The organism is Kangsaoukella pontilimi, assembly GCF_009830125.1.
Lineage (GTDB): Bacteria > Pseudomonadota > Alphaproteobacteria > Rhodobacterales > Rhodobacteraceae > Kangsaoukella > Kangsaoukella pontilimi.
Window position 1 is genome coordinate 720,135 of sequence record NZ_WUPT01000001.1, and the last position, 18,760, is coordinate 738,894.

18 protein-coding genes and 1 tRNA gene are annotated in these 18,760 nt (G+C 63.6%); 13 read left to right on the forward strand and 6 right to left on the reverse strand.

Annotation, left to right across the window (positions count from 1 at the left end; translation table 11 throughout):
* Positions 1 to 8 precede the first annotated feature (8 nt).
* The 6 genes from GQ651_RS03645 (at position 9) to grxD (ending at position 4,615) form a co-directional block, all read left to right on the forward strand.
* The gene (locus tag GQ651_RS03645) at positions 9 to 425 is read left to right on the forward strand and encodes an ACT domain-containing protein (protein WP_160762848.1); all 417 of its coding nucleotides are present in this window, start codon (positions 9 to 11) and stop codon (positions 423 to 425) included.
* Between the two features lie 66 nt (positions 426 to 491).
* Positions 492 to 1,016: a redoxin domain-containing protein gene (locus GQ651_RS03650; protein ID WP_160762849.1), complete on the forward strand. Its 525-nt coding sequence runs from the start codon at positions 492 to 494 to the stop codon at positions 1,014 to 1,016.
* Between the two features lie 128 nt (positions 1,017 to 1,144).
* The gene (locus tag GQ651_RS19015) at positions 1,145 to 1,585 is read left to right on the forward strand and encodes a YdeI/OmpD-associated family protein (protein WP_160762850.1); all 441 of its coding nucleotides are present in this window, start codon (positions 1,145 to 1,147) and stop codon (positions 1,583 to 1,585) included.
* A gap of 95 nt (positions 1,586 to 1,680) precedes the next feature.
* Positions 1,681 to 3,840: a phosphoribosylformylglycinamidine synthase subunit PurL gene (gene purL / locus GQ651_RS03660; protein WP_160763930.1), complete on the forward strand. Its 2,160-nt coding sequence runs from the start codon at positions 1,681 to 1,683 to the stop codon at positions 3,838 to 3,840.
* Positions 3,841 to 4,004: 164 nt separating this feature from the next.
* On the forward strand, positions 4,005 to 4,241 hold the full coding sequence (locus tag GQ651_RS03665) for a BolA/IbaG family iron-sulfur metabolism protein (protein WP_160762851.1): 237 nt from the start codon (positions 4,005 to 4,007) through the stop codon (positions 4,239 to 4,241).
* Between the two features lie 14 nt (positions 4,242 to 4,255).
* A complete protein-coding gene (grxD, locus tag GQ651_RS03670) occupies positions 4,256 to 4,615 on the forward strand; it encodes a Grx4 family monothiol glutaredoxin (protein ID WP_160762852.1) in 360 nt (119 codons plus the stop codon).
* A gap of 3 nt (positions 4,616 to 4,618) precedes the next feature.
* Here grxD and GQ651_RS03675 read toward each other — a convergent pair whose 3' ends face one another.
* A complete protein-coding gene (locus GQ651_RS03675; protein ID WP_160762853.1) occupies positions 4,619 to 5,221 on the reverse strand; it encodes a hypothetical protein in 603 nt (200 codons plus the stop codon).
* A gap of 122 nt (positions 5,222 to 5,343) precedes the next feature.
* Here GQ651_RS03675 and GQ651_RS03680 point away from each other — a divergent pair, with 122 nt between their 5' ends.
* Complete coding sequence (locus tag GQ651_RS03680) at positions 5,344 to 5,661, forward strand: TraR/DksA family transcriptional regulator (protein WP_160762854.1); 318 nt, start codon at positions 5,344 to 5,346, stop codon at positions 5,659 to 5,661.
* Here the strand turns inward: GQ651_RS03680 and trpE are convergent.
* The 5 genes from trpE to fabI form a co-directional block, all read right to left on the reverse strand.
* Positions 5,658 to 7,169 (reverse strand): anthranilate synthase component I, encoded by a 1,512-nt coding sequence (trpE, locus tag GQ651_RS03685; RefSeq protein WP_160762855.1) that lies wholly within the window; start codon positions 7,167 to 7,169, stop codon positions 5,658 to 5,660. The genes GQ651_RS03680 and trpE overlap by 4 nt on opposite strands.
* Positions 7,169 to 9,013, reverse strand: coding sequence for a peptidylprolyl isomerase (locus tag GQ651_RS03690; RefSeq protein WP_160762856.1), 1,845 nt, complete (start codon positions 9,011 to 9,013; stop codon positions 7,169 to 7,171). The genes trpE and GQ651_RS03690 overlap by 1 nt, the downstream gene beginning before the upstream one ends.
* Positions 9,014 to 9,105: 92 nt before the next feature.
* A complete protein-coding gene (gpt, locus tag GQ651_RS03695; RefSeq protein ID WP_160762857.1) occupies positions 9,106 to 9,609 on the reverse strand; it encodes a xanthine phosphoribosyltransferase in 504 nt (167 codons plus the stop codon).
* Positions 9,610 to 9,636: 27 nt separating this feature from the next.
* A complete protein-coding gene (locus GQ651_RS03700) occupies positions 9,637 to 10,233 on the reverse strand; it encodes a LysE family translocator (RefSeq protein ID WP_160762858.1) in 597 nt (198 codons plus the stop codon).
* 4 nt (positions 10,234 to 10,237) lie between these two features.
* Positions 10,238 to 11,053 (reverse strand): enoyl-ACP reductase FabI, encoded by an 816-nt coding sequence (fabI, locus tag GQ651_RS03705; RefSeq protein WP_160762859.1) that lies wholly within the window; start codon positions 11,051 to 11,053, stop codon positions 10,238 to 10,240.
* Positions 11,054 to 11,131: 78 nt separating this feature from the next.
* Here fabI and pdxH point away from each other — a divergent pair, with 78 nt between their 5' ends.
* The 6 genes from pdxH to GQ651_RS03735 all read left to right on the forward strand — a co-directional run bounded on the left by pdxH (position 11,132) and on the right by GQ651_RS03735 (position 18,488).
* Positions 11,132 to 11,737, forward strand: coding sequence for a pyridoxamine 5'-phosphate oxidase (gene pdxH, locus GQ651_RS03710; protein WP_160762860.1), 606 nt, complete (start codon positions 11,132 to 11,134; stop codon positions 11,735 to 11,737).
* Positions 11,738 to 11,851: 114 nt separating this feature from the next.
* The gene (locus GQ651_RS03715; RefSeq protein WP_227257946.1) at positions 11,852 to 12,394 is read left to right on the forward strand and encodes a cold-shock protein; all 543 of its coding nucleotides are present in this window, start codon (positions 11,852 to 11,854) and stop codon (positions 12,392 to 12,394) included.
* Entirely contained in the window at positions 12,391 to 12,852 is a 462-nt protein-coding gene (locus tag GQ651_RS18630; protein WP_319637311.1) for a DUF192 domain-containing protein, read from the forward strand. The genes GQ651_RS03715 and GQ651_RS18630 overlap by 4 nt, the downstream gene beginning before the upstream one ends.
* A gap of 51 nt (positions 12,853 to 12,903) precedes the next feature.
* A tRNA-Pro gene (locus GQ651_RS03725) sits at positions 12,904 to 12,980 on the forward strand.
* Between the two features lie 588 nt (positions 12,981 to 13,568).
* Entirely contained in the window at positions 13,569 to 17,231 is a 3,663-nt protein-coding gene (locus GQ651_RS03730) for a vitamin B12-dependent ribonucleotide reductase (protein WP_160762863.1), read from the forward strand.
* Positions 17,232 to 17,852: 621 nt separating this feature from the next.
* Positions 17,853 to 18,488 carry a CREC-EF hand family protein gene (locus tag GQ651_RS03735; protein WP_160762864.1) on the forward strand — a complete coding sequence of 212 codons (636 nt, stop codon included), beginning with the start codon at positions 17,853 to 17,855 and terminating at the stop codon, positions 18,486 to 18,488.
* Positions 18,489 to 18,760: the final 272 nt, after the last annotated feature.

The window sequence follows — 18,760 nt, forward strand, 5'->3', positions numbered from 1 at the left end:
CGACCGCCATGCCCAAGATGACCGACAAACAGTCCATGATCGCCAATATGGCGCCCGTCCTGCAATCGGGCATCTTCGTGTTCTGTTCGGTGATCAACCGCGACGTGGCCTTTGAGGCCTTGTCCGAGGCGCGCGCCATGTTCGTCGAGGACGAGGGCTTCTCGCTGATCCTGCCGCGGGCCGAGGCCGACCGGTTGGGCCTCTCCTATGACATGCGGCTCCGCCAGATCACTCTTATGGTCTTCTCCGCGCTCGAAGGTGTCGGGCTGACCGCCGCGGTGGCCGAAGCGTTGGAGAAGAAGGGCATTCCGGCGAACATCGTGGCCGCCACACTGCACGACCATGTCTTCGTCCCGTCGAACCGTGCCGATGAGGCGCTGCAAGTTCTGCGCGACCTGCAAAAGGCGGCTCAAGGCGCGATGTGATGGAACCTGTCACGGCGAGCGGCGCTTGGGTGTCATAACGTACCAATCCAAAAGGACGCTGACCAAATGCCCCGCACACCGCTTCCCGGCCAGACCGCACCCGACCTGCATCTGCCGCTGATCATCGGCTCGAAATGGACGTTGGCCGAGCAATCGCCGGGGGCCTTCACGATGATCGTCGTCTATCGCGGTCTCCACTGTCCGATGTGCGAGAAATATCTGAAGCAGATTCGCGCGATGTACGACGAGTTCCTCGCCAAGGGCGTCGAGGTTCTGCATGTCTCGATGGACGGCAAGGACCGCGCCACAAAGGCGCATGAGGACTGGGCGCTCGATCCGATCCCGATGGCCTATGGGCTGACCGAGGACCAGGCAGCGGACTGGGGTTTGTATCTGTCCAAGTCCATGAAGGAGGCCGAGCCGGATGTCTTCGCCGAACCGGGTCTCTTTCTGGTCCGAGGTACCGGTGAACTCTACCTCGTCGATATCTCGAATTCGCCCTTCTCCCGACCGGACCTGACGGTTCTTTTGGACAAGCTCGATTTCATCATCGAAAAGGACTACCCGGCGCGCGGCACGAAGGCCGCGTGAGCAAGGCATGTGACCACCCTGAGATCGAGATGCGAAGCCGTGCCGAGCTTCGGGTCTGGTTGTCCCAACACCACGCCACCTCCGAAACGATATGGCTGGTCACATGGAAGTAGGGCACGCCTTTCTACGTGCCCTTTCCCGACTTCGTCGAAGAGCTTCTCTGCTGGGGCTGGATCGATAGCGTCCCGCGAAAGGTCGATAGTGAGCGGAGCGCGACGCGGGTTTCGCGGCGCAAGCCGAAAAGCGCGTGGTCCGGCGTCAACAAGCGGCTCGTCGAGAAAGCGCGTTCCGAACGCGCGATGACCGAGGCGGGCGAGGCGGCCATCGCCGTTGCAAAAGAAAACGGCATGTGGACCTTTCTGGACGACGTCGAGGCGGGCGTCGTGCCCGACGATCTCGGGCGCGCGCTCGGTCCTCTTCGTGAACGGTGGGACGCCTGGCCGAAAACCTATCGCCGCGCGTGGCTCGAAAAAATCAAGTCGGCCAGAACCGGCGCCACGCGCGAGAAACGCATCGCCGCATGCGCGAGCGCGGCAAGCGCCGATACCCCGAAGGCCGGTTTGTCCTGACGCTCGGTCACCGCGCCGCTCCTTTCCGCTTTCCCCTCTGTCCACGCTCTTTTATGAACCCCATGACCGAAGCGCCTGAAGGGGACCCACGCGCCATGGACGAACCCGCCATCACCGAAGACCTGATCGCCGCTCACGGGTTTACGCCCGAGGAATACGCCGAAGTCCTGCGCATTCTGAACCGCGAACCGACCTTCACGGAACTCGGCATCTTCTCGGCCATGTGGAACGAGCATTGTTCCTACAAGTCCTCCAAGAAATGGCTCCGGACCCTTCCCACCGATGGCCCTCAGGTGATCTGCGGCCCGGGCGAGAACGCGGGCGTCGTGGATATCGGCGACGGGCAGGCGGTGGTCTTCAAGATGGAGAGCCATAACCACCCCTCCTACATCGAGCCCTATCAGGGCGCGGCGACCGGCGTGGGCGGCATCCTTCGCGACGTCTTCACCATGGGCGCGCGGCCGATCGCGGCGATGAACGCGCTCTCTTTCGGGGAACCGTCCCATCCCAAGACGAAGCGGCTTGTCTCGGGTGTGGTCGAGGGCGTCGGCGGATACGGCAACGCCTTCGGCGTGCCGACCGTGGGGGGCGAGGTCCGCTTCCACAAGGCCTATAACGGCAACTGTCTCGTCAACGCCTTCGCGGCCGGTCTGGCCGATGCCGACCGAATTTTCTACTCGGCCGCATCGGGCGTGGGCATGCCGGTCGTTTATCTCGGCGCCAAGACGGGCCGTGACGGCGTGGGCGGTGCCACCATGGCCTCCGCCGAGTTCGACGACACGATCGAAGAGAAGCGCCCGACGGTGCAGGTGGGCGACCCCTTCACCGAAAAGCGCCTGCTCGAGGCCTGTCTCGAACTGATGGCGACCGACGCCGTGATCTCGATCCAAGACATGGGCGCGGCGGGCCTGACCTGTTCGGCGGTCGAGATGGGCGACAAGGGCGGCCTCGGCATCCGGCTCGATCTCGACCGGGTGCCGGTCCGCGAGCGGGCGATGACGGCCTACGAGATGATGCTGTCGGAAAGCCAGGAACGGATGCTCATGGTCCTCCGCCCCGAGAAAGAGGCCGAGGCCAAGGCAGTCTTCGACAAGTGGGACCTCGATTTCGCCATCGTGGGCGAGACCATTGCGGAAGACCGCTTCCTCATCATCCACGGCAACGAGACCAAGGCGGACCTGCCGCTCTCGAAACTCGCCTCCACCGCGCCGGAATACGACCGCCCCTGGGTCGAGACGCCCGCCGCCGCCCCCTTGGGCGAGGTGGGAGAGGTCGATCCCATCGAGGGGCTGAAATCGCTCATCGGCTCACCAAACTACGCCCGTAAGCACTGGGTCTGGGAACAGTACGACGCGCAGGTCATGGCCGACACGGTGCAGGCACCGGGCCTCGGCGCGGGGATCGTGCGGGTCCACGGCACGGATAAGATGCTCGCCTTCACCTCCGACGTGACCCCGCGCTACGTCCGCGCCAACCCGGTCGAGGGCGGCAAGCAGGCTGTTGCCGAAGCCTATCGCAACCTCTGCGCCGTGGGTGCGACGCCGCTCGCCACGACCGATAACCTCAACTTCGGAAACCCCGAGAAGCCCGAGATCATGGGCCAGTTCGTGGGCGCGATCAAAGGCATCGGCCAGGCGGTGGCGGCACTCGACATGCCCATCGTGTCGGGCAACGTCTCGCTCTACAACGAGACCGACGGCCAGGCGATCCTGCCCACCCCCACCATTGGCGCGGTGGGGCTGATCCCGGACGCCTCTCACCTCATCGCAGGTGTCGCGAGGGACGGCGACGCGCTGATCCTGATCGGTGGCGAAGGCACGCATCTGGGCCAGTCGGCGCTTCTGGCCGAGCATTTCGGCCGGGAAGAGGGCGACGCCCCCGCCGTCGACCTCGCCGCCGAGAAACGGAACGGCGCCTTCGTCCGCGCCAGCGCCGGGACGATCCGCGCCGCCTCCGACCTCTCCGATGGCGGTCTCGCGCTCGCCGCCTTCGAGATGGCCGAAGCGGCGGGGCAGGGACTCAGCCTCGACGTCTCCGGTACCGCCGTGCTCTTCGGCGAGGATCAGGCCCGCTACCTTCTCGCCGTGGCGCCGGACCGCGTCGCGGACCTCCTCGACGCCGCCGCCGCCTCCGGCGTGCAGGCCAGCGAGGTGGGCCGCGTCGGCGGCGAAAGCGTCACGCTGGACGGCAAAATTGCCCCCCTTGCCGAACTCTCCCGCCTCTACCGGACGGCCTTCGCCCGGGCTGTGGGCTGAGCGCGGCCTCCCGCCTTCTTCTGTTCGGAAATACTCCGGGGGAGCGCGCGTCGCGCGCGGGGGCAGCGCCCCCACCGCGACCGCGAAGCGGGCGCAACCTCCCTTGCACACTGGCTCCGGCGGTTCTACATCAGGGAAAACACCGATCAGGGAACACCATATCCATGCCCATGCAGGCCCATGAGATCGAAGAGCTTCTGCGCGAAACCTTCCCCAATGCGAAGATTCAGGTCGAAGGAGACGATGGCGTGCACATGTCCGCCATGGTCATCGACGAGAGCTTTCGCGGCATGAACCGGGTCCAGCAGCAGCGCGCGGTCTATGCCGCGCTGAAAGGCAAGATGGACGGCCCGAATGGCGCGCTTCACGCGCTGGCCCTGACGACCAAAGCACCCGAATAGCAAGGACTTCTCAGATGAGCGCCGAACAGCAGATCACGGAAACCGTCACGTCGAACGACGTCGTCCTCTTCATGAAGGGCACCAAATCCATGCCTCAGTGCGGCTTTTCAAGCCGCGTGGCGGGCGTACTGAATTTCATGGGCGTGGACTATGCCGATGTGAACGTCCTCGCCGACGAGGCGATCCGTCAGGGCATCAAGGATTATTCCGACTGGCCGACGATCCCGCAGCTCTACGTCAAGGGCGAGTTCGTCGGCGGCTGCGACATCATCACCGAGATGACGCTTTCGGGTGAGCTGGACCAGCTCTTCGATGCCAAGGGCGTTACCTATGACAAGGAAGCTGCGAACAAGATTCGCGAGCACAACGCCTGATCGTCAGGCCTCGGCGGGGGGCCACTTGCCCTCCGCGATCAACTGGCGGCGCTTCCAGTCGAAGACGTCTTCACGGTTGACCCAGCGATACCGCGTATCGTCCTTGACCTGATCCCAGAACAGAGTTCCGCCCTGACGCCAGGGGTCGAGCACGATGCCCTCATCCCATGCGTCGCCCTCCGCGCCGATGATCACGGTCGAGTGGTCGATCAGCCACTCGTTATCCGCATTGGCGATGGCGCGGTGCAGGTCGAGGGTCCGAAAACTTTCCTGGGCCAGGCGTTTTTCCATGTCCTCGGCCCAGTGCCAGCAGAGCCCCCGCGGGCGCAGCCCCATATTCACCTTGGTGTTGTGAATGAGCGGAGGGTCGGTGATCTGATAGGCGATCGCCAGTTCCCGGGTATGCCGGTAGGCGATGCGAGCCGCGCGGGCGGCTTCTTCATGGTCGACGTGATCCCCGAGCGCCCTGATCTCATGGGCAAGCGCCGCGATCTCTGTCTCGGTCGCGGGCGCGCGTTTTTCCGGCGGTACGGCACAGGCGGCGAGGAACGCCGGAGCAAGGGCCAGAGCGGCCCTGCGCGTCAGTCGGGTATGCGATCTTTCCATCTTCATTTCACGAGAGCTAGCCCGCTCCGGACACGGTGTCGAGAGGCACCGATTTAATGATCCATGACAAGGCGGTGAGCGTGTCCTCCGTGCAGAATTGGTGGCGGAGAAGGGAGACCACCATGATCGACACCGACCATATGAAACAGCGACTGGAATCGCGGCGTGCCGCTCTGGAACGCCGCCTGCAAATGATCGACGACAAACTCGATCAGCCGCATACCGCGGACTGGGAAGACGCGGCCATAGAACACGAGGAAGACGAGGCTTTGGAAAGCCTCGGTCGGACCGGTTTGCAAGAGATCGAGGCGATCGACGCGGCCCTGGCAAGGATCGCCGCGGGTGACTACGGCGCCTGCGTCACCTGCGGGGCAGAGATTTCCGGGGAACGGCTCGAGACTCTGCCCGCGACGCCCTTCTGCCGGAACTGCGCGGCCTAGGCGTTGCCTTTCCGGCTGAAACGCCCGGCATCTTCGGCGGCCTTGCGGATCGCGCGGCTCTTGTTGACGGTTTCCTGCCATTCGGCCTCGGGATCGCTGTCCCAGACGACGCCGCCGCCGGCCTGAATATAGAGCGTCTCGTCCTTCACCACGGCGGTCCGAAGGGCGATACACATGTCCATGTCACCATTCGACGAGAAATAGCCCACGCCGCCGCCATAGACGCCGCGCTTTTCGGGCTCCAGCTCGTCGATGATCTCCATCGCGCGGACCTTGGGCGCGCCGGACACGGTCCCTGCAGGCAGGCCGGCCAATAGCGCGGAAAGCGCATCGTGGTCCTTGGACAGCTCCCCCACCACGTTCGAGACGATATGCATGACGTGGCTGTAGCGCTCGATCACGAATTCCTCGGTGGGCCGGACGGTGCCGATCCGGGCAACGCGGCCCACGTCGTTGCGTCCCAGGTCGAGCAGCATCAGGTGCTCGGCCAGTTCCTTCTCGTCGGACAAGAGATCGGCTTCCAGCGCCTTGTCCTCGTCGGGTGTCGCGCCTCTGGGCCGTGTTCCGGCAATGGGGCGGATCGTGACCTCGTTCTCGAAGACGCGGACGAGGATCTCGGGGCTCGCCCCGATCACCTGAAAGCCGCCGAAGTCGAAATGGAACATGAAAGGCGACGGATTCGTCCGCCTGAGCGAGCGGTAGAGCGCGAAGGGCGGCAGCGGGAAGGGCTGCGACCAGCGCTGCGACGGCACCACCTGAAAGATGTCGCCGGCGGCGATATACTCGCGCGCCTTCTCGACGGCGGCCTTGTAGCCGTCCTTGGTGAAGTTCGAAACCGGTTCGGGCGCCGCCACCTCGTCGCCCAGATCGCGGTCGGCGCCGGGCAGCGGGCGCTCGAGATCGCGCACGGCGTCCATGACGCGCTCAGCGGCCTGCGCATAGGCGGCCTTGGCCGATAGGCCACTTCCGGTCCATGCGGGGGCGACAACGATCACCTCGCCCTTCACGCCGTCCAGCACCGCCACGACCGAGGGGCGCAGAAGCACCGCGTCGGGCAGACCAAGCGGATCGGGGTTGATGTCGGGAAGATGCTCGACCAGACGGATCATGTCGTAGCCGAGATAGCCGAAGAGCCCCGCCGATGCCGCAGGCAGCCCGTCCGGAAGGGCAATACGGCTTTCAGCGATCAAGGCGCGAAGCGAGGTCAGCGGATCGGCCGCCTCGTCCTCGAAGCTTTCGCGGTCGAAACGGGCGGTGCGGTTGATCCGCGCATGCGCGCCATGGCACTGCCAGATCAGGTCGGGCTTCATACCGATGATCGAATAGCGCCCGCGCACCTCGCCTCCGGTGACACTTTCCAGCATGAAGGCGTCCGCCTGCGCGCCCGAGAGCTTCAGCATCAGCGATACCGGCGTATCGAGATCGGCGGCGAGCCGGGTGTAGACGACCTGGTTCTCGCCAGCGGCGTAGCCGGCCTCGAACTTGGAAAATGCGGGTTCGAGCGCCATCAGGGGATCTGTGCGTGCACGGCGTCGATCACCGCCTGATTGATCCGGACATCGCTGCCACGGATGACCGACTGGGTGAAGGCCTGAATGAGCGAGGTCTGCATCTCGCGCGCCGTCTCGACGCCGAAGCGGGCGAGAACGGATGCCGCTTCCGGCGCGTCGGGGTCGGGCTGGTTGATTGCATCGAGCCGGATGATCCATGCATCGCCATCCGCCGACAGCGTGGCCAGATCGTCGGGCTCCATACCGAAGACGGTTTCGTTGAAATCGGGTGGGGTGCCGGGCACGAAACCCTGCCGCTCGACGCCGCGATCGGTGCCGAGGTTCAGGCCGAGCCCGGCCATTTCGGCGCCGTTCTCAAGCGCCGCCACCAGTTCCGCCGCGCGTGCGGTCAGGGCCTTTTCCGTCTCGACCATTTCCCAGGCCGCGATGACCTCGTCGCGGACAACCGCGAAGGGGCGAAGCTCGGGTTCGAGCACTTCGGCCACCGAAATGACGGCGATGCCGCCTTCGTCCAGCTCGACCAGTTCCGCGAAATCGCCCGGCTGCGCTGCCTCGGCGGCCTCGCGGAAGGCGGTGTAGGCGGCAACGCCCTCGAATACCTCGTCGTTGAAGTCGATACGGCCCGCTTCCATGTCGGTCCGTTCCACCAGCGCGGGGATATCCGCACCGCCGGCCAGTAGGTCTTCGACGCTGGCCACGCTTTCAAGAATGATCCGGCGCGCACGGTCCGACGCCGCCTCGCGCGACAGTTCCTCTTCGGCTTCTTCGAAACTCGTCTCCTGCGCCGACAGAATGGCGTTCATCCGGTAAAGCGCCGGGCCGAGCGATGAGGGCAGGGGGCCGAACACGCCTGGCTCTTCTGTCCCGAACAGGACTTCGGCGGCCTCGGTGGGCAGGTCCTCGCGCGCAAGATCGCCAAGATCGGCGTCATCCAGCGACAGGCCGCGTTCCTCGATCAGATCGTCGAAGCTGGCGCTGCCGCCGTCAATGCGCGCCAGCGCTTCGGCGGCGGCATCGTCGGTCTGGAAGACGAGGCGCTCGATCAGACGCCGCTCGGGCTGGACGAATTCCTCGATCCGGGCGTCGTAAAGCGCGCGCACTTCGCTTTCGTCGACCTCGATCTCATCCGCGATCATATCCGGCGTCAGCAGGGCATAGTCGATGACCTTGGTTTCCGGCCGGGTAAAGCGTTCGGCGTATTCTTCGTGGAAAGCGCGGAGCACGTCTTCGCTCGGCTCGGGCAGCGGTTCTGCCAGATCGTTGGCAGTCAGCCGCGCCCATGTGACATCCCGCGTCTCGCGCGCATAGGTGAAGAGCGTGTCCACGAAGATGTCGGGGGCAATTACGCCGCCGCCGACCGAGGCCTGCAGCAGGCCTGAGGCGAGGGTCGAGCGGACTTCGGCCTCGTAATCGCGCGCGCTGGAGCCGATCTCGCGCAGAGCGAATTCATAGGTTTCCCGGTTGAAGTTGCCAGTGCCGTCCTGAAAGCGGCGGGTCTGTGCGATCTCCTGCGCAACCGTCTCGTCGCCAAGAGACACTCCAAGGGCACGCGCCTCGTTCTCGAGGGCGGCGCGGCTGACAAGAGTGCCAAGAGCCGCGCTGTCGAGGCCGATCATGCGCGCCTGCGAAAAGCTGAGGGGCTGTCCGGTTGCCTGCGAGAAGGCGCGTAGCTGGTTGTCCACGGCGCGCACGTAATCGTTGGCGTCGATTTCCACGTCACCCACGGTCGCCACGGTCTGTTGCGAGCCGCTGAAACTGGTGGCTCCAAAGCCCGCCAGACCCAGAATAAGAAGGATCAGAATGACCCAGACGCCTGCGCTTGCGCCCTTTTTCTTCGCCATGGGAAACCCACTCCTTTTGACCGGTCAGCGCTTGTTACGCGAGGGGTCAGGACAGGGCAAGGGGCGGGCGGAAACCGGCTGGGGAGACGCGGTCAGTCGCGGCCGCGATAGGGCTCGACATATTGCAGCGCCATGTCCCACGGGAAGAAGATCCACGTGTCCTGGCTGACGCCGGTGATGAAGGTATCCACCTGCGGTTCGCCCTTCGGCTTGGCATAGACTGTCGCGAAATGGGCGTTCGGATAGAGCTTGCGGACCAGTTCCAGCGTCTTGCCGGAATCGACGAGGTCATCGACCACCAGAATCCCCGTGCCGTCACCCATCATCTCGGCGTCGGGCGCCTTAAGGACCACCGCTTCGGACTGGCTCTGGTGGTCGTAGCTTTTCACGCTGATCGTATCGACGGTGCGGATATCCAGTTCCCGCGCCACAATCATGGCGGGTGCCATGCCGCCCCGCGTGATCGCCACCACGGCGCGCCAGCCGCCGCCATCGGGGCCGCGCCCGTCCAGCCGCCACGCCAGCGCGCGGCTGTCTCGGTGGATCTGGTCCCAGGAGACGTGGAAGCCTTTTTCATGGGGCAAACGGTCGGTCATATGTCTTGTTTCCCGTCGTTGTGGTCGTCAGCTTGCCATGCGGAGCGCCATGCCGCCGAGAAGGATCGCCGCACAGCGGTCGAAAACCTTCTTCAGCCGAAGGTAGCCCGCCCGCGCCCTCTGGGTCGTCAGGATGATGGCACAGCCGGTATAGAACACCGCTTCTATCGTGAAGTGCAGCAACAGAATCTGGCCCTTGGCTGCGATGGACATGCCGGCGGGCAGGATGGTGCTGAAAATCGCCGCGATAAAGATCACGGCCTTGGGGTTCGCCAGGTTCGTGACAAAGCCCAGGGCGAACCCTTTCGGCCCGCGCGGCATAGTCGTATCGGGGCCTTGGTCAGCATGACGCCAGAGAGACCATGCCAGCCAAAAAAGATATGCCGCACCGGCGATTTTCATGATGAGAAAGGCGGCCGGCACCAGCGCAAAGAGCGCGGTCAGACCTGCAAAGGCCGTGAATGACCACAGCGTCGCTGCAGAGGCGAGACCCAGACCGGTAAGAATGCCCTGCAGCCGTCCCCCCGAGACCGACGATTTGGTCAGTGCCAGGAATGCAGGACCGGGCGAGACAAGCGCACCGAAAATCGCAATCGAGAACGCGAGCGCCGTGGCAGGCTCCAAGGCCTCATTCCTTCTTGTCGTAGGTCATGTCCGGCGCGTCGAGCGCCTTCATTCCGACCACGTGATAGCCCGAGTCGACATGATGCACTTCGCCCGTCACGCCCGAGCCGAGGTCGGACAGAAGGTAGAGGGCGGATTTGCCCACATCCTCGATGGTCACGTTGCGGCGAAGCGGCGAGTTGTACTCGTTCCACTTCATGATGTAACGGAAATCGCCGATGCCGCTGGCCGCGAGCGTCTTGATCGGGCCCGCGGAAATGGCGTTGCAGCGAATGCCGTCTCGGCCGAGGTCTTCGGCGATGTAGCGCACGCTTGCCTCAAGCGCCGCCTTGCAGACGCCCATGACGTTGTAGTGCGGCATGACCCGCTCGGCACCGTAATAGGTCATCGTCAGAAGCGAGCCGCCATCCGGCATCATGGCCGCCGCACGGCGGCAGATCGCGGTGAAGGAGAAGACCGAGATATCCATCGACATGGCGAAGTTGTTGCGGCTTGTGTCGATATAGCGCCCGCGCAACTCGTTCTTGTCCGAAAAGCCGATGGCGTGGACGAGGAAGTCCAGCTTGCCCCAACGCTCTTTGAGGTCTGCGAACAGCTTGTCGATGGACTCGCCGTCGCTCACGTCGCAGGGCAGCACGATATCCGAGCCGAGGCTTTCGGCCAGCGGACCCACGCGTTTCAGAAGCGCCTCACCCTGGTAGGAGAAGGCAAGTTCCGCGCCCTGATCGGCGCAGGCCTTCGCGATGCCCCATGCGATAGATTTGTCGTTTGCGAGCCCCATGATCAGGCCGCGCTTTCCCGCCATCAGTCCTGCGGTCATATTCCCTGTCCCTCGACCCGTTTACGGTGGAGCAGGTCTATGCCATCAGATGATGCGCATCAAGACTGAGGGACCGCCATGGCCGATCAATCCGACATCTTCGCAGGTGATGACCCCATCGCCATCGCGCGCCGGTGGTTGGCCGAGGCTGAGGCGACCGAGCCGAATGACGCCAACGCCATCGCACTGGCGACCTCTGATGCAGGTGGGCTGCCCAATGTGCGTATGGTGCTGCTGAAGGAGATCGAAGACGATGCCTTCGTCTTCTACACCAATTACGAAAGCGCAAAGGGGCAGGAACTTGCCGCGAATCCCCAGGCGGCTTTTGTCATGCATTGGAAGAGCTTGCGTCGCCAAGTTCGCGTGCGCGGCAGGGTCACCCGCGAGGAGGGACCGCAGGCGGACGCCTATTACAAGTCCCGTGCGCTGCAAAGCCGGATCGGCGCCTGGGCGAGTGAGCAGTCCCGTCCGCTGAAATCCCGCGCGGCGCTGATGACCAAGGTGGCCGAGCTGGGCGTGCGGAAGGGGACAGACCCCGAACGCCCGCCATTCTGGGGCGGATTTCGCATCCACCCGGTCGAAATCGAGCTGTGGGCCGATGGCGCTTTTCGGCTTCACGACCGTTTCCGGTACCTGCGGAGTGACGCAGGGGAAGGTTGGGAGAAGAACCGTCTCTCGCCCTAAACGTGTGTTTGCGGTCACGGGAAACTGCAAGGCGAGAAAAAAACGTCATCTTTAACCTTGCTTTTCGGCTTGGCGATGGCCCATGCTGAAAAAAAACGGGCCGAAGGCTCAGGGATGATGCTTAAAATGTCGGACGTCGATCAGGACGGTACGAGGGTTTCGGGGACGGTTAAATGGTTCGATCCCACGAAAGGGTTCGGATTCGTTGTCGCTGAGGGCGGCGGGCCGGATATTCTCTTGCATGCCAATGTCCTACGGAACTTTGGCCAGTCCTCCGTCGCGGATGCGGCGGGGATCGAAATCATCATTCAAGAAACTGCGCGCGGCATTCAGGCCGTCGAGGTTCTTCGGATCGACCCGCCCGCGGGCGAGGATGATGCGGTCGCGCCCGAAGGCGAAATCGCCGAGCCCGTGGACCTTTCCCTGCCTCTCGAACCGGCGCGCGTGAAATGGTTCGACAAGGCCAAGGGCTTTGGATTTGCCAATGTCTTCGGCCGCGACGAGGATGTCTTTCTGCATATCGAAGTTCTGCGGCGCAGCGGTCTTGCCGACCTTCAGCCGGGCGAGGCCGTGTCCCTTCGTGTCGTGGACGGCAAGCGGGGGCGCATGGCGACCCAGGTCACAAGCTGGGAAGCCGCGCTGAAGTCGGGCGAGTGATCCGCACCGTTTTTCTATTTGTCTTCGCTCTGACGGCGACCCAGGCCGGGGCGCTCTGTCGTGACGACCGGGTCGACCTGCGCGGCGCGTGGGGGCAGGCGGGTTTCACGGTCGAGCTGGCCGACGAGCCGCGCGAGCGCTCGGTCGGATTGATGAACAGGCCCTCCATGCCGCGGGGCGCGGGGATGCTGTTCGTCTACGACGCGCCGCAAAGGGCCACTTTCTGGATGCGGAATACGCTGATCCCGCTCGACATGATCTTCGCAGATGCGACCGGCGTCGTCCGCCACGTTCATGAAAATGCCATCCCGCTGGACGAGACGACGATCGATGGCGGCGAGGGCATTCAATACGTGCTTGAGATCAATGGCGGCCTGTCCGGACGGCTGGGCATCGAACCGGGAACCGAGTTGCGCCACCCCGCTATCGGCGATGATGCCGCCTGGCCCTGCGACTGAGGCAAAGTCAGGCGTTGCGCCCTCGGCCAAGAGACACTAGGACAACCACGTCGGGGCGTGGCGCAGTCTGGTAGCGCACCTGTTTTGGGTACAGGGGGTCGTGAGTTCGAATCTCGCCGCCCCGACCATCTTCCGGATCGGCGGAGGCACACCATATATCGTGTGTCCTGCCGCCCCTCTCTCCCACTAATGGTGCATTTTCAGGCGGTGGCTGTGGGTAACATGGCCACATGTGGTGGATGGTACCACTGAAAGCGGGCCGGCCGGCAATCTGGGATTTCCTTCCAAGAAGGTCGAGCGACCGGGGCTCGGGTGGCTCGAACACTCTGAACTTCCGCTGTTAACCAGCTTGGCTTTCATCGTTTTTTCCGGCGGCCGACAGGCAACAGACAGACGGAGCGATGACCTTGGAGCGTGAAGCAGAATCGGCCCGTCCTGTTTCGGCCAAACGGTCAACCGAAAAAAGTATGGTGTGAGGGTAAAAATCTCGTTGACGGCGGCGGGCATGATGCCGCAGGTTGTGTGAGCCGGACGGGACGCCACAACATATTGTGTCGCCGGCAGGGACGGAAGATACCTCACCAAGACGCGCCGCAACGGCGCAGGACCGCGCAGGGATCGGCGCGGACAAGAGCTTCTTTGCCCTGCCGCCCGCCCGGCACGAATGACAAGGTCAACGCTTCAGAAGAAGCGAAGAACGCGGGGCAAGGACGACTATGAAGATCGAACGCAAGTTCACCAAAGCCGGACGGGACGCCTACGAGGCGCTGGAATTCACCACGACCTCGTCCGAAATCAGAAACCCGGACGGCACAGTCGTCTTCAAGCTGGACAATGTCGAAGTGCCTGCGCGCTGGAGCCAGGTCGCGTCCGACGTCATCGCCCAGAAGTATTTCCGCAAGGCGGGCGTCCCCGCGCGTCTGAAGAAGGTCAAGGAAAAGGGCGTGCCCGAGTTTCTGTGGCGTTCCGTTCCTGACGACAAGGCTCTGGCCGAGCTGCCCGAGGACGAGCGCTTCGGAGGCGAGACGAAGGCCGCTCAGGTGTTCGATCGTCTGGCCGGCGCATGGGCCTATTGGGGCTGGAAGGGCGGCTACTTCACCACCGAAGCCGACGCCCGCGCCTATTTCGACGAGATGCGCTACATGCTGGCCACGCAGCGCGCCGCACCGAACTCGCCCCAGTGGTTCAACACGGGCCTGCACTGGGCCTATGGCATCGACGGTCCCAGCCAGGGCCACCACTACGTCGACTATAAGACCGGCAAGCTGACCAAGTCGGACTCGGCCTACGAGCATCCGCAGCCGCACGCCTGCTTCATCCAGTCCGTCTCGGACGATCTGGTGAACGAAGGCGGCATCATGGATCTCTGGGTCCGCGAGGCGCGTCTTTTCAAATACGGCTCGGGCACAGGCACCAACTTCTCGTCGCTCCGCGCCGAGGGCGAGGCGCTGTCGGGCGGCGGTCGGTCGTCGGGCCTCATGGGCTTTCTCAAGATCGGGGATCGCGCAGCCGGCGCGATCAAATCAGGCGGGACAACCCGTCGGGCAGCGAAGATGGTGATCTGTGACGCGGATCACCCCGACATCGAGTCCTTCATCAACTGGAAGGTCATCGAAGAGCAGAAGGTCGCGTCCATCGTCGCCGGCTCGAAGATGCACGAGCAAAAGCTCAACGGCATCTTCGCGGCGATCCGCGAATTCGACGGCACTGAAGAGGGTGCTTATGACCCGAACAGCAACGATGCGCTCAAGTCCGCCGTACGCGAAGCCAAGCGCGCCGCAATCCCCGAGACCTATATCAAGCGCGTGCTCGACTATGCGCGGCAGGGCTATGGCTCGATCGAGTTCCCGACCTACGACACCGACTGGGACTCCGAGGCCTACAACTCGGTCTCGGGCCAGAACTCGAACAACTCGATCCGCGTCACCGATGCCTTCCTGAAGGCGGTTGAGAATGACGAGGACTGGGAACTGATCCGCCGCACCGACGGCAAGGTCGCCAAGACCATCAAGGCGCGCGACCTCTGGGAGCAGGTAGGCCATGCGGCCTGGGCCTGTGCCGACCCCGGCATCCAGTATCACGACACCGTCAATGCCTGGCACACCTGCCCGGAAGACGGGGCGATCCGCGGCTCGAACCCTTGCTCGGAATACATGTTCCTCGACGACACGGCATGCAACCTGGCCTCGATGAACCTGCTCACCTTCTACAAGGACGGTGAATTCCAGGCCGACGACTATGTCCATGCGACCCGTCTCTGGACGCTGACGCTGGAAATCAGCGTGATGATGGCGCAGTTCCCGTCCAAGGAAATCGCGCAGCTCTCCTATGACTTCCGGACGCTCGGCCTTGGCTATGCCAATATCGGCGGCCTGCTGATGAACATGGGTCTGGGTTACGACTCGGACGAGGGTCGGGCGCTCTGCGGTGCGCTGACCGCCGTGATGACGGGTGTGGCCTATGCCACCTCGGCCGAGATCGCCTCGGAACTCGGGCCCTTCTCGGGCTATGAGCGCAACTCCAAGCATATGCTGCGCGTCATGCGGAACCACCGCACCGCCGCATACGGCAAGACGACCGGCTACGAGAAAGTCAACGTCAAGCCGGTGGCGCTCGATCACAAGAACTGCCCTGATGCGCGTCTGGCGGAACTCGCCAAGAGCGCCTGGGACGAAGCGGTGAGCCTTGGCGAGAAGCATGGCTACCGAAACGCGCAGGCGACGGTGATCGCGCCCACCGGCACCATCGGTCTGGTCATGGACTGCGACACGACGGGGATCGAGCCGGACTTCGCGCTGGTGAAGTTCAAGAAGCTGGCCGGCGGCGGCTACTTCAAGATCATCAACCGCTCGGTGCCTGCGGCTCTGGAAAAGCTGGGCTACAGCTCGGCGGAGATCGAAGAGATCATCGCCTATGCGGTGGGCCATGGCACGCTCGGCAATGCACCCGGCATCAACCATACCGCTCTGGTGGGCCACGGCTTCGGTCAGGCGCAGCTGGACAAGATCGAGGCGGCGCTTCCGTCGGCCTTCGACATCCGCTTCGTCTTCAACCAGTGGACGCTTGGCGAAGAGTTCTGCACCGGAACGCTCGGCATCCCGACGGAAAAGCTGACCGATCCGTCCTTCGACCTTCTCCGCCACCTCGGCTTCACCAAGAAGGACATCGAAGCGGCGAACGACCACGTCTGCGGGACCATGACGCTCGAAGGTGCGCCCTTCCTCAAGGAAGAGCACTACACCGTCTTCGACTGCGCCAACCCCTGCGGCAAGAAGGGCAAGCGCTTCCTCTCGGTGGAAAGCCACATCACCATGATGGCCGCGGCGCAGTCGTTCATCTCGGGCGCGATCTCGAAGACGATCAACATGCCGAACGACGCCACCATCGAGGACTGCAAGGCGGCCTACGAGCTGTCGCACCGCCTCGGCGTCAAGGCCAACGCGCTCTACCGCGACGGCTCGAAACTGTCGCAGCCTCTGGCCGCCGCGCTGGTCGAGGATGACGACGAAGCCGCCGAAATCCTCGAAAGCGGCAGCCCGCAGGAAAAGGCCGCGGTTCTGGCAGAGAAGATCGTCGAGAAGATCGTGGTCAAGGAAATCGCCCGCGGCCGCGAGCGGATGCCCGAACGGCGCCGGGGGTATACCCAGAAGGCGATCGTCGGCGGCCACAAGGTCTATCTCCGCACCGGCGAATATGCCGACGGCAAGCTCGGTGAGATCTTCATCGACATGCACAAGGAAGGCGCCGGGTTCCGGGCGATGATGAACAACTTCGCCATCGCGGTGTCGGTGGGCCTTCAGTACGGCGTGCCGCTGGAAGAGTTCGTCGACGCCTTCACCTTCACCCGGTTTGAACCGGCGGGCATGGTGCAGGGCAACGACTCGATCAAGAACGCAACCTCGATCCTGGACTACATCTTCCGGGAACTGGCGGTCAGCTATCTCGATCGGACGGACCTGGCCCATGTGAAGCCCGACGGCTCGACCTTCGACGATCTCGGTCGTGGCGAGGAAGAGGGTCTGCGGAACTTCTCGGAAGTGCCGTCCAGCCGTGGCTCGTCGCCTCTGGAAGTGCTGAAGCAGGTCGCATCGACCGGCTACCTCCGTAACCGCGTCCCGCAAGAGCTGGTTGTGCTGCAGGGCGGTGCCGATGCCGCGGCCGCGCTTCAGACGCTGGTGCCCGAAGTGGCCACAGCCGCTGTGGCGGTCGAGACGACCACCGCTGTCGCCAGCGGCACGGTCCAGATGGATGCGCGCGTGAAGGCCAAGATGCAGGGCTACGAGGGTGATCCTTGCGGCGATTGCGGCAACTACACGCTGGTGCGGAACGGCACCTGCATGAAGTGCAACACCTGCGGCGCAACGAGCGGGTGTAGCTGAGGGAACGGGGCAGGGCGACGGTGTCGCCCCGCCACCCACACGGGGCGGGACCCGCAGATCGCTTCGCGATCCGCTGCATCCCGCTCGTTGAAAGCCCTGGGGCTTTCAACAGTGACCGGGGATAGGTGAGCCTATCCTTGACGCGGGTCAGGCCGCAGGCAGAAACCGGGCGGTATAAATAAGTGAGCCTGACAAGCGAAACTGGGCCCCTTCGGGGGCCCATTCTTTTTTTCTGAAACAATCCTCTCGAAAAGCGCGGCGGCGCTCACGGACCGGCAGGGCGTCCGACAGCAGCCGTGAGCGCGTCGTGAAGACGGCGTTACCAAAGCGCCGCCCCAAGAGCGCCTGTTACAAGCGTTGGCGGTTTCGCGAGCGCAGCGTGTGCCTTCTTTTGCTTGGCTCGGCGCACAGCCGCGCACCCGAAACAGCCCCTCACGCGCCCCTTTCCTCTCTGTGCGCTGCAGGTGATCGGGGCCGTTCATAGCTTCTTCATCAGCACGAACATCGTGCTCGACGCGTGGTGTCACGCTCGGCCCCGGCCGGTTCACGGACCGGTCGGGGAATCCGAAAAGGACACTGTGCCGGATCACACAAAAAGCGACACTTGAAGGAGTAGACACCATGCAACGCTTTATCCTGACCGCCCTCGCGGGCCTTATGACCGCCACTGCCGCCTCTGCCATGGAGCCGCAGGACCTCGACATCAACGGCGACGGTTTCGCCACCATCGGAGAGGTCCGTACGATCTTCCCGAACTTCTCGTCGCACGACTTCCGCGACGTTGATCTGAACAAGGATCGCCGCCTCTCTTCGAACGAGCTTCTGTCGTCCGAAACCCGTGCCACGCTCGGCCGCTATCAGAACCGGATGGCCATCGTTCATGGTCTGAGCGACGTCGACACGGATGGCGACCGTTTCGCCAGCCGCGCCGAACTGAATGCGGTCTATGAGGGCCTGCTCGACAGCGAATGGCGCGATATCGACACCAACCGTGACAACCGCGTTTCTGCGTCCGAACTCTATGCGCCGCTCGCCCAGGCCCTGGTCACGCGGTATGAGATGGGCAGCCGTATGCTGGTCACCATCATGCAGGTCGACACGAATGACGACTTCTTCGTCAGCTTCGAGGAACTGGTCCAGACCTATCCCGGCCTGAGCCACTCGGAATTCGAGATGGTCGACGTCAACGGCGACAACCGGATCGCATCGACCGAGTATTATGCGCCCGAAGCGCAGGCGATCTTCAACGTGAACTGATCGGACAGTCCGGGCGCTTTCGGCGGCTCCCTCGAAAGAGGGGGTCGCTTTTAACTTTTGTTGAATTTGTCTTTGTTTAAAAAGGCTTGCGCAACGCGTGAGGCGAGTAAAGGTTTCATGCGGATGCCCACAATTACGTGAACGGATTTCCGGAAATTCCGGGAACATTCCCGGAGACGAAACCATTGGTACGGTGAACGCGGGGCGGATGCGCTGCCTCGCTTATGTCACAAGTAACAGGAGTTCACTATGAAACGCCTTATGTTTGCTAC

Coding starts and splice junctions, on each gene's coding strand:
- grxD (WP_160762852.1), top strand. CDS start 4,256: ATGAGCGCCGAACAGCAGATCACGGAAACCGTCACGTCGAACGACGTC.
- GQ651_RS03715 (WP_227257946.1), top strand. CDS start 11,852: ATGATGCTTAAAATGTCGGACGTCGATCAGGACGGTACGAGGGTTTCG.
- pdxH (WP_160762860.1), top strand. CDS start 11,132: ATGGCCGATCAATCCGACATCTTCGCAGGTGATGACCCCATCGCCATC.
- GQ651_RS03690 (WP_160762856.1), bottom strand. CDS start 9,013: ATGGCGAAGAAAAAGGGCGCAAGCGCAGGCGTCTGGGTCATTCTGATC.
- GQ651_RS03665 (WP_160762851.1), top strand. CDS start 4,005: ATGCCCATGCAGGCCCATGAGATCGAAGAGCTTCTGCGCGAAACCTTC.
- fabI (WP_160762859.1), bottom strand. CDS start 11,053: ATGACCGCAGGACTGATGGCGGGAAAGCGCGGCCTGATCATGGGGCTC.
- GQ651_RS03675 (WP_160762853.1), bottom strand. CDS start 5,221: ATGGAAAGATCGCATACCCGACTGACGCGCAGGGCCGCTCTGGCCCTT.
- GQ651_RS03645 (WP_160762848.1), top strand. CDS start 9: ATGCCCAAGATGACCGACAAACAGTCCATGATCGCCAATATGGCGCCC.
- trpE (WP_160762855.1), bottom strand. CDS start 7,169: ATGGCGCTCGAACCCGCATTTTCCAAGTTCGAGGCCGGCTACGCCGCT.
- gpt (WP_160762857.1), bottom strand. CDS start 9,609: ATGACCGACCGTTTGCCCCATGAAAAAGGCTTCCACGTCTCCTGGGAC.
- purL (WP_160763930.1), top strand. CDS start 1,681: ATGGACGAACCCGCCATCACCGAAGACCTGATCGCCGCTCACGGGTTT.
- GQ651_RS03730 (WP_160762863.1), top strand. CDS start 13,569: ATGAAGATCGAACGCAAGTTCACCAAAGCCGGACGGGACGCCTACGAG.
- GQ651_RS03735 (WP_160762864.1), top strand. CDS start 17,853: ATGCAACGCTTTATCCTGACCGCCCTCGCGGGCCTTATGACCGCCACT.
- GQ651_RS03680 (WP_160762854.1), top strand. CDS start 5,344: ATGATCGACACCGACCATATGAAACAGCGACTGGAATCGCGGCGTGCC.
- GQ651_RS03650 (WP_160762849.1), top strand. CDS start 492: ATGCCCCGCACACCGCTTCCCGGCCAGACCGCACCCGACCTGCATCTG.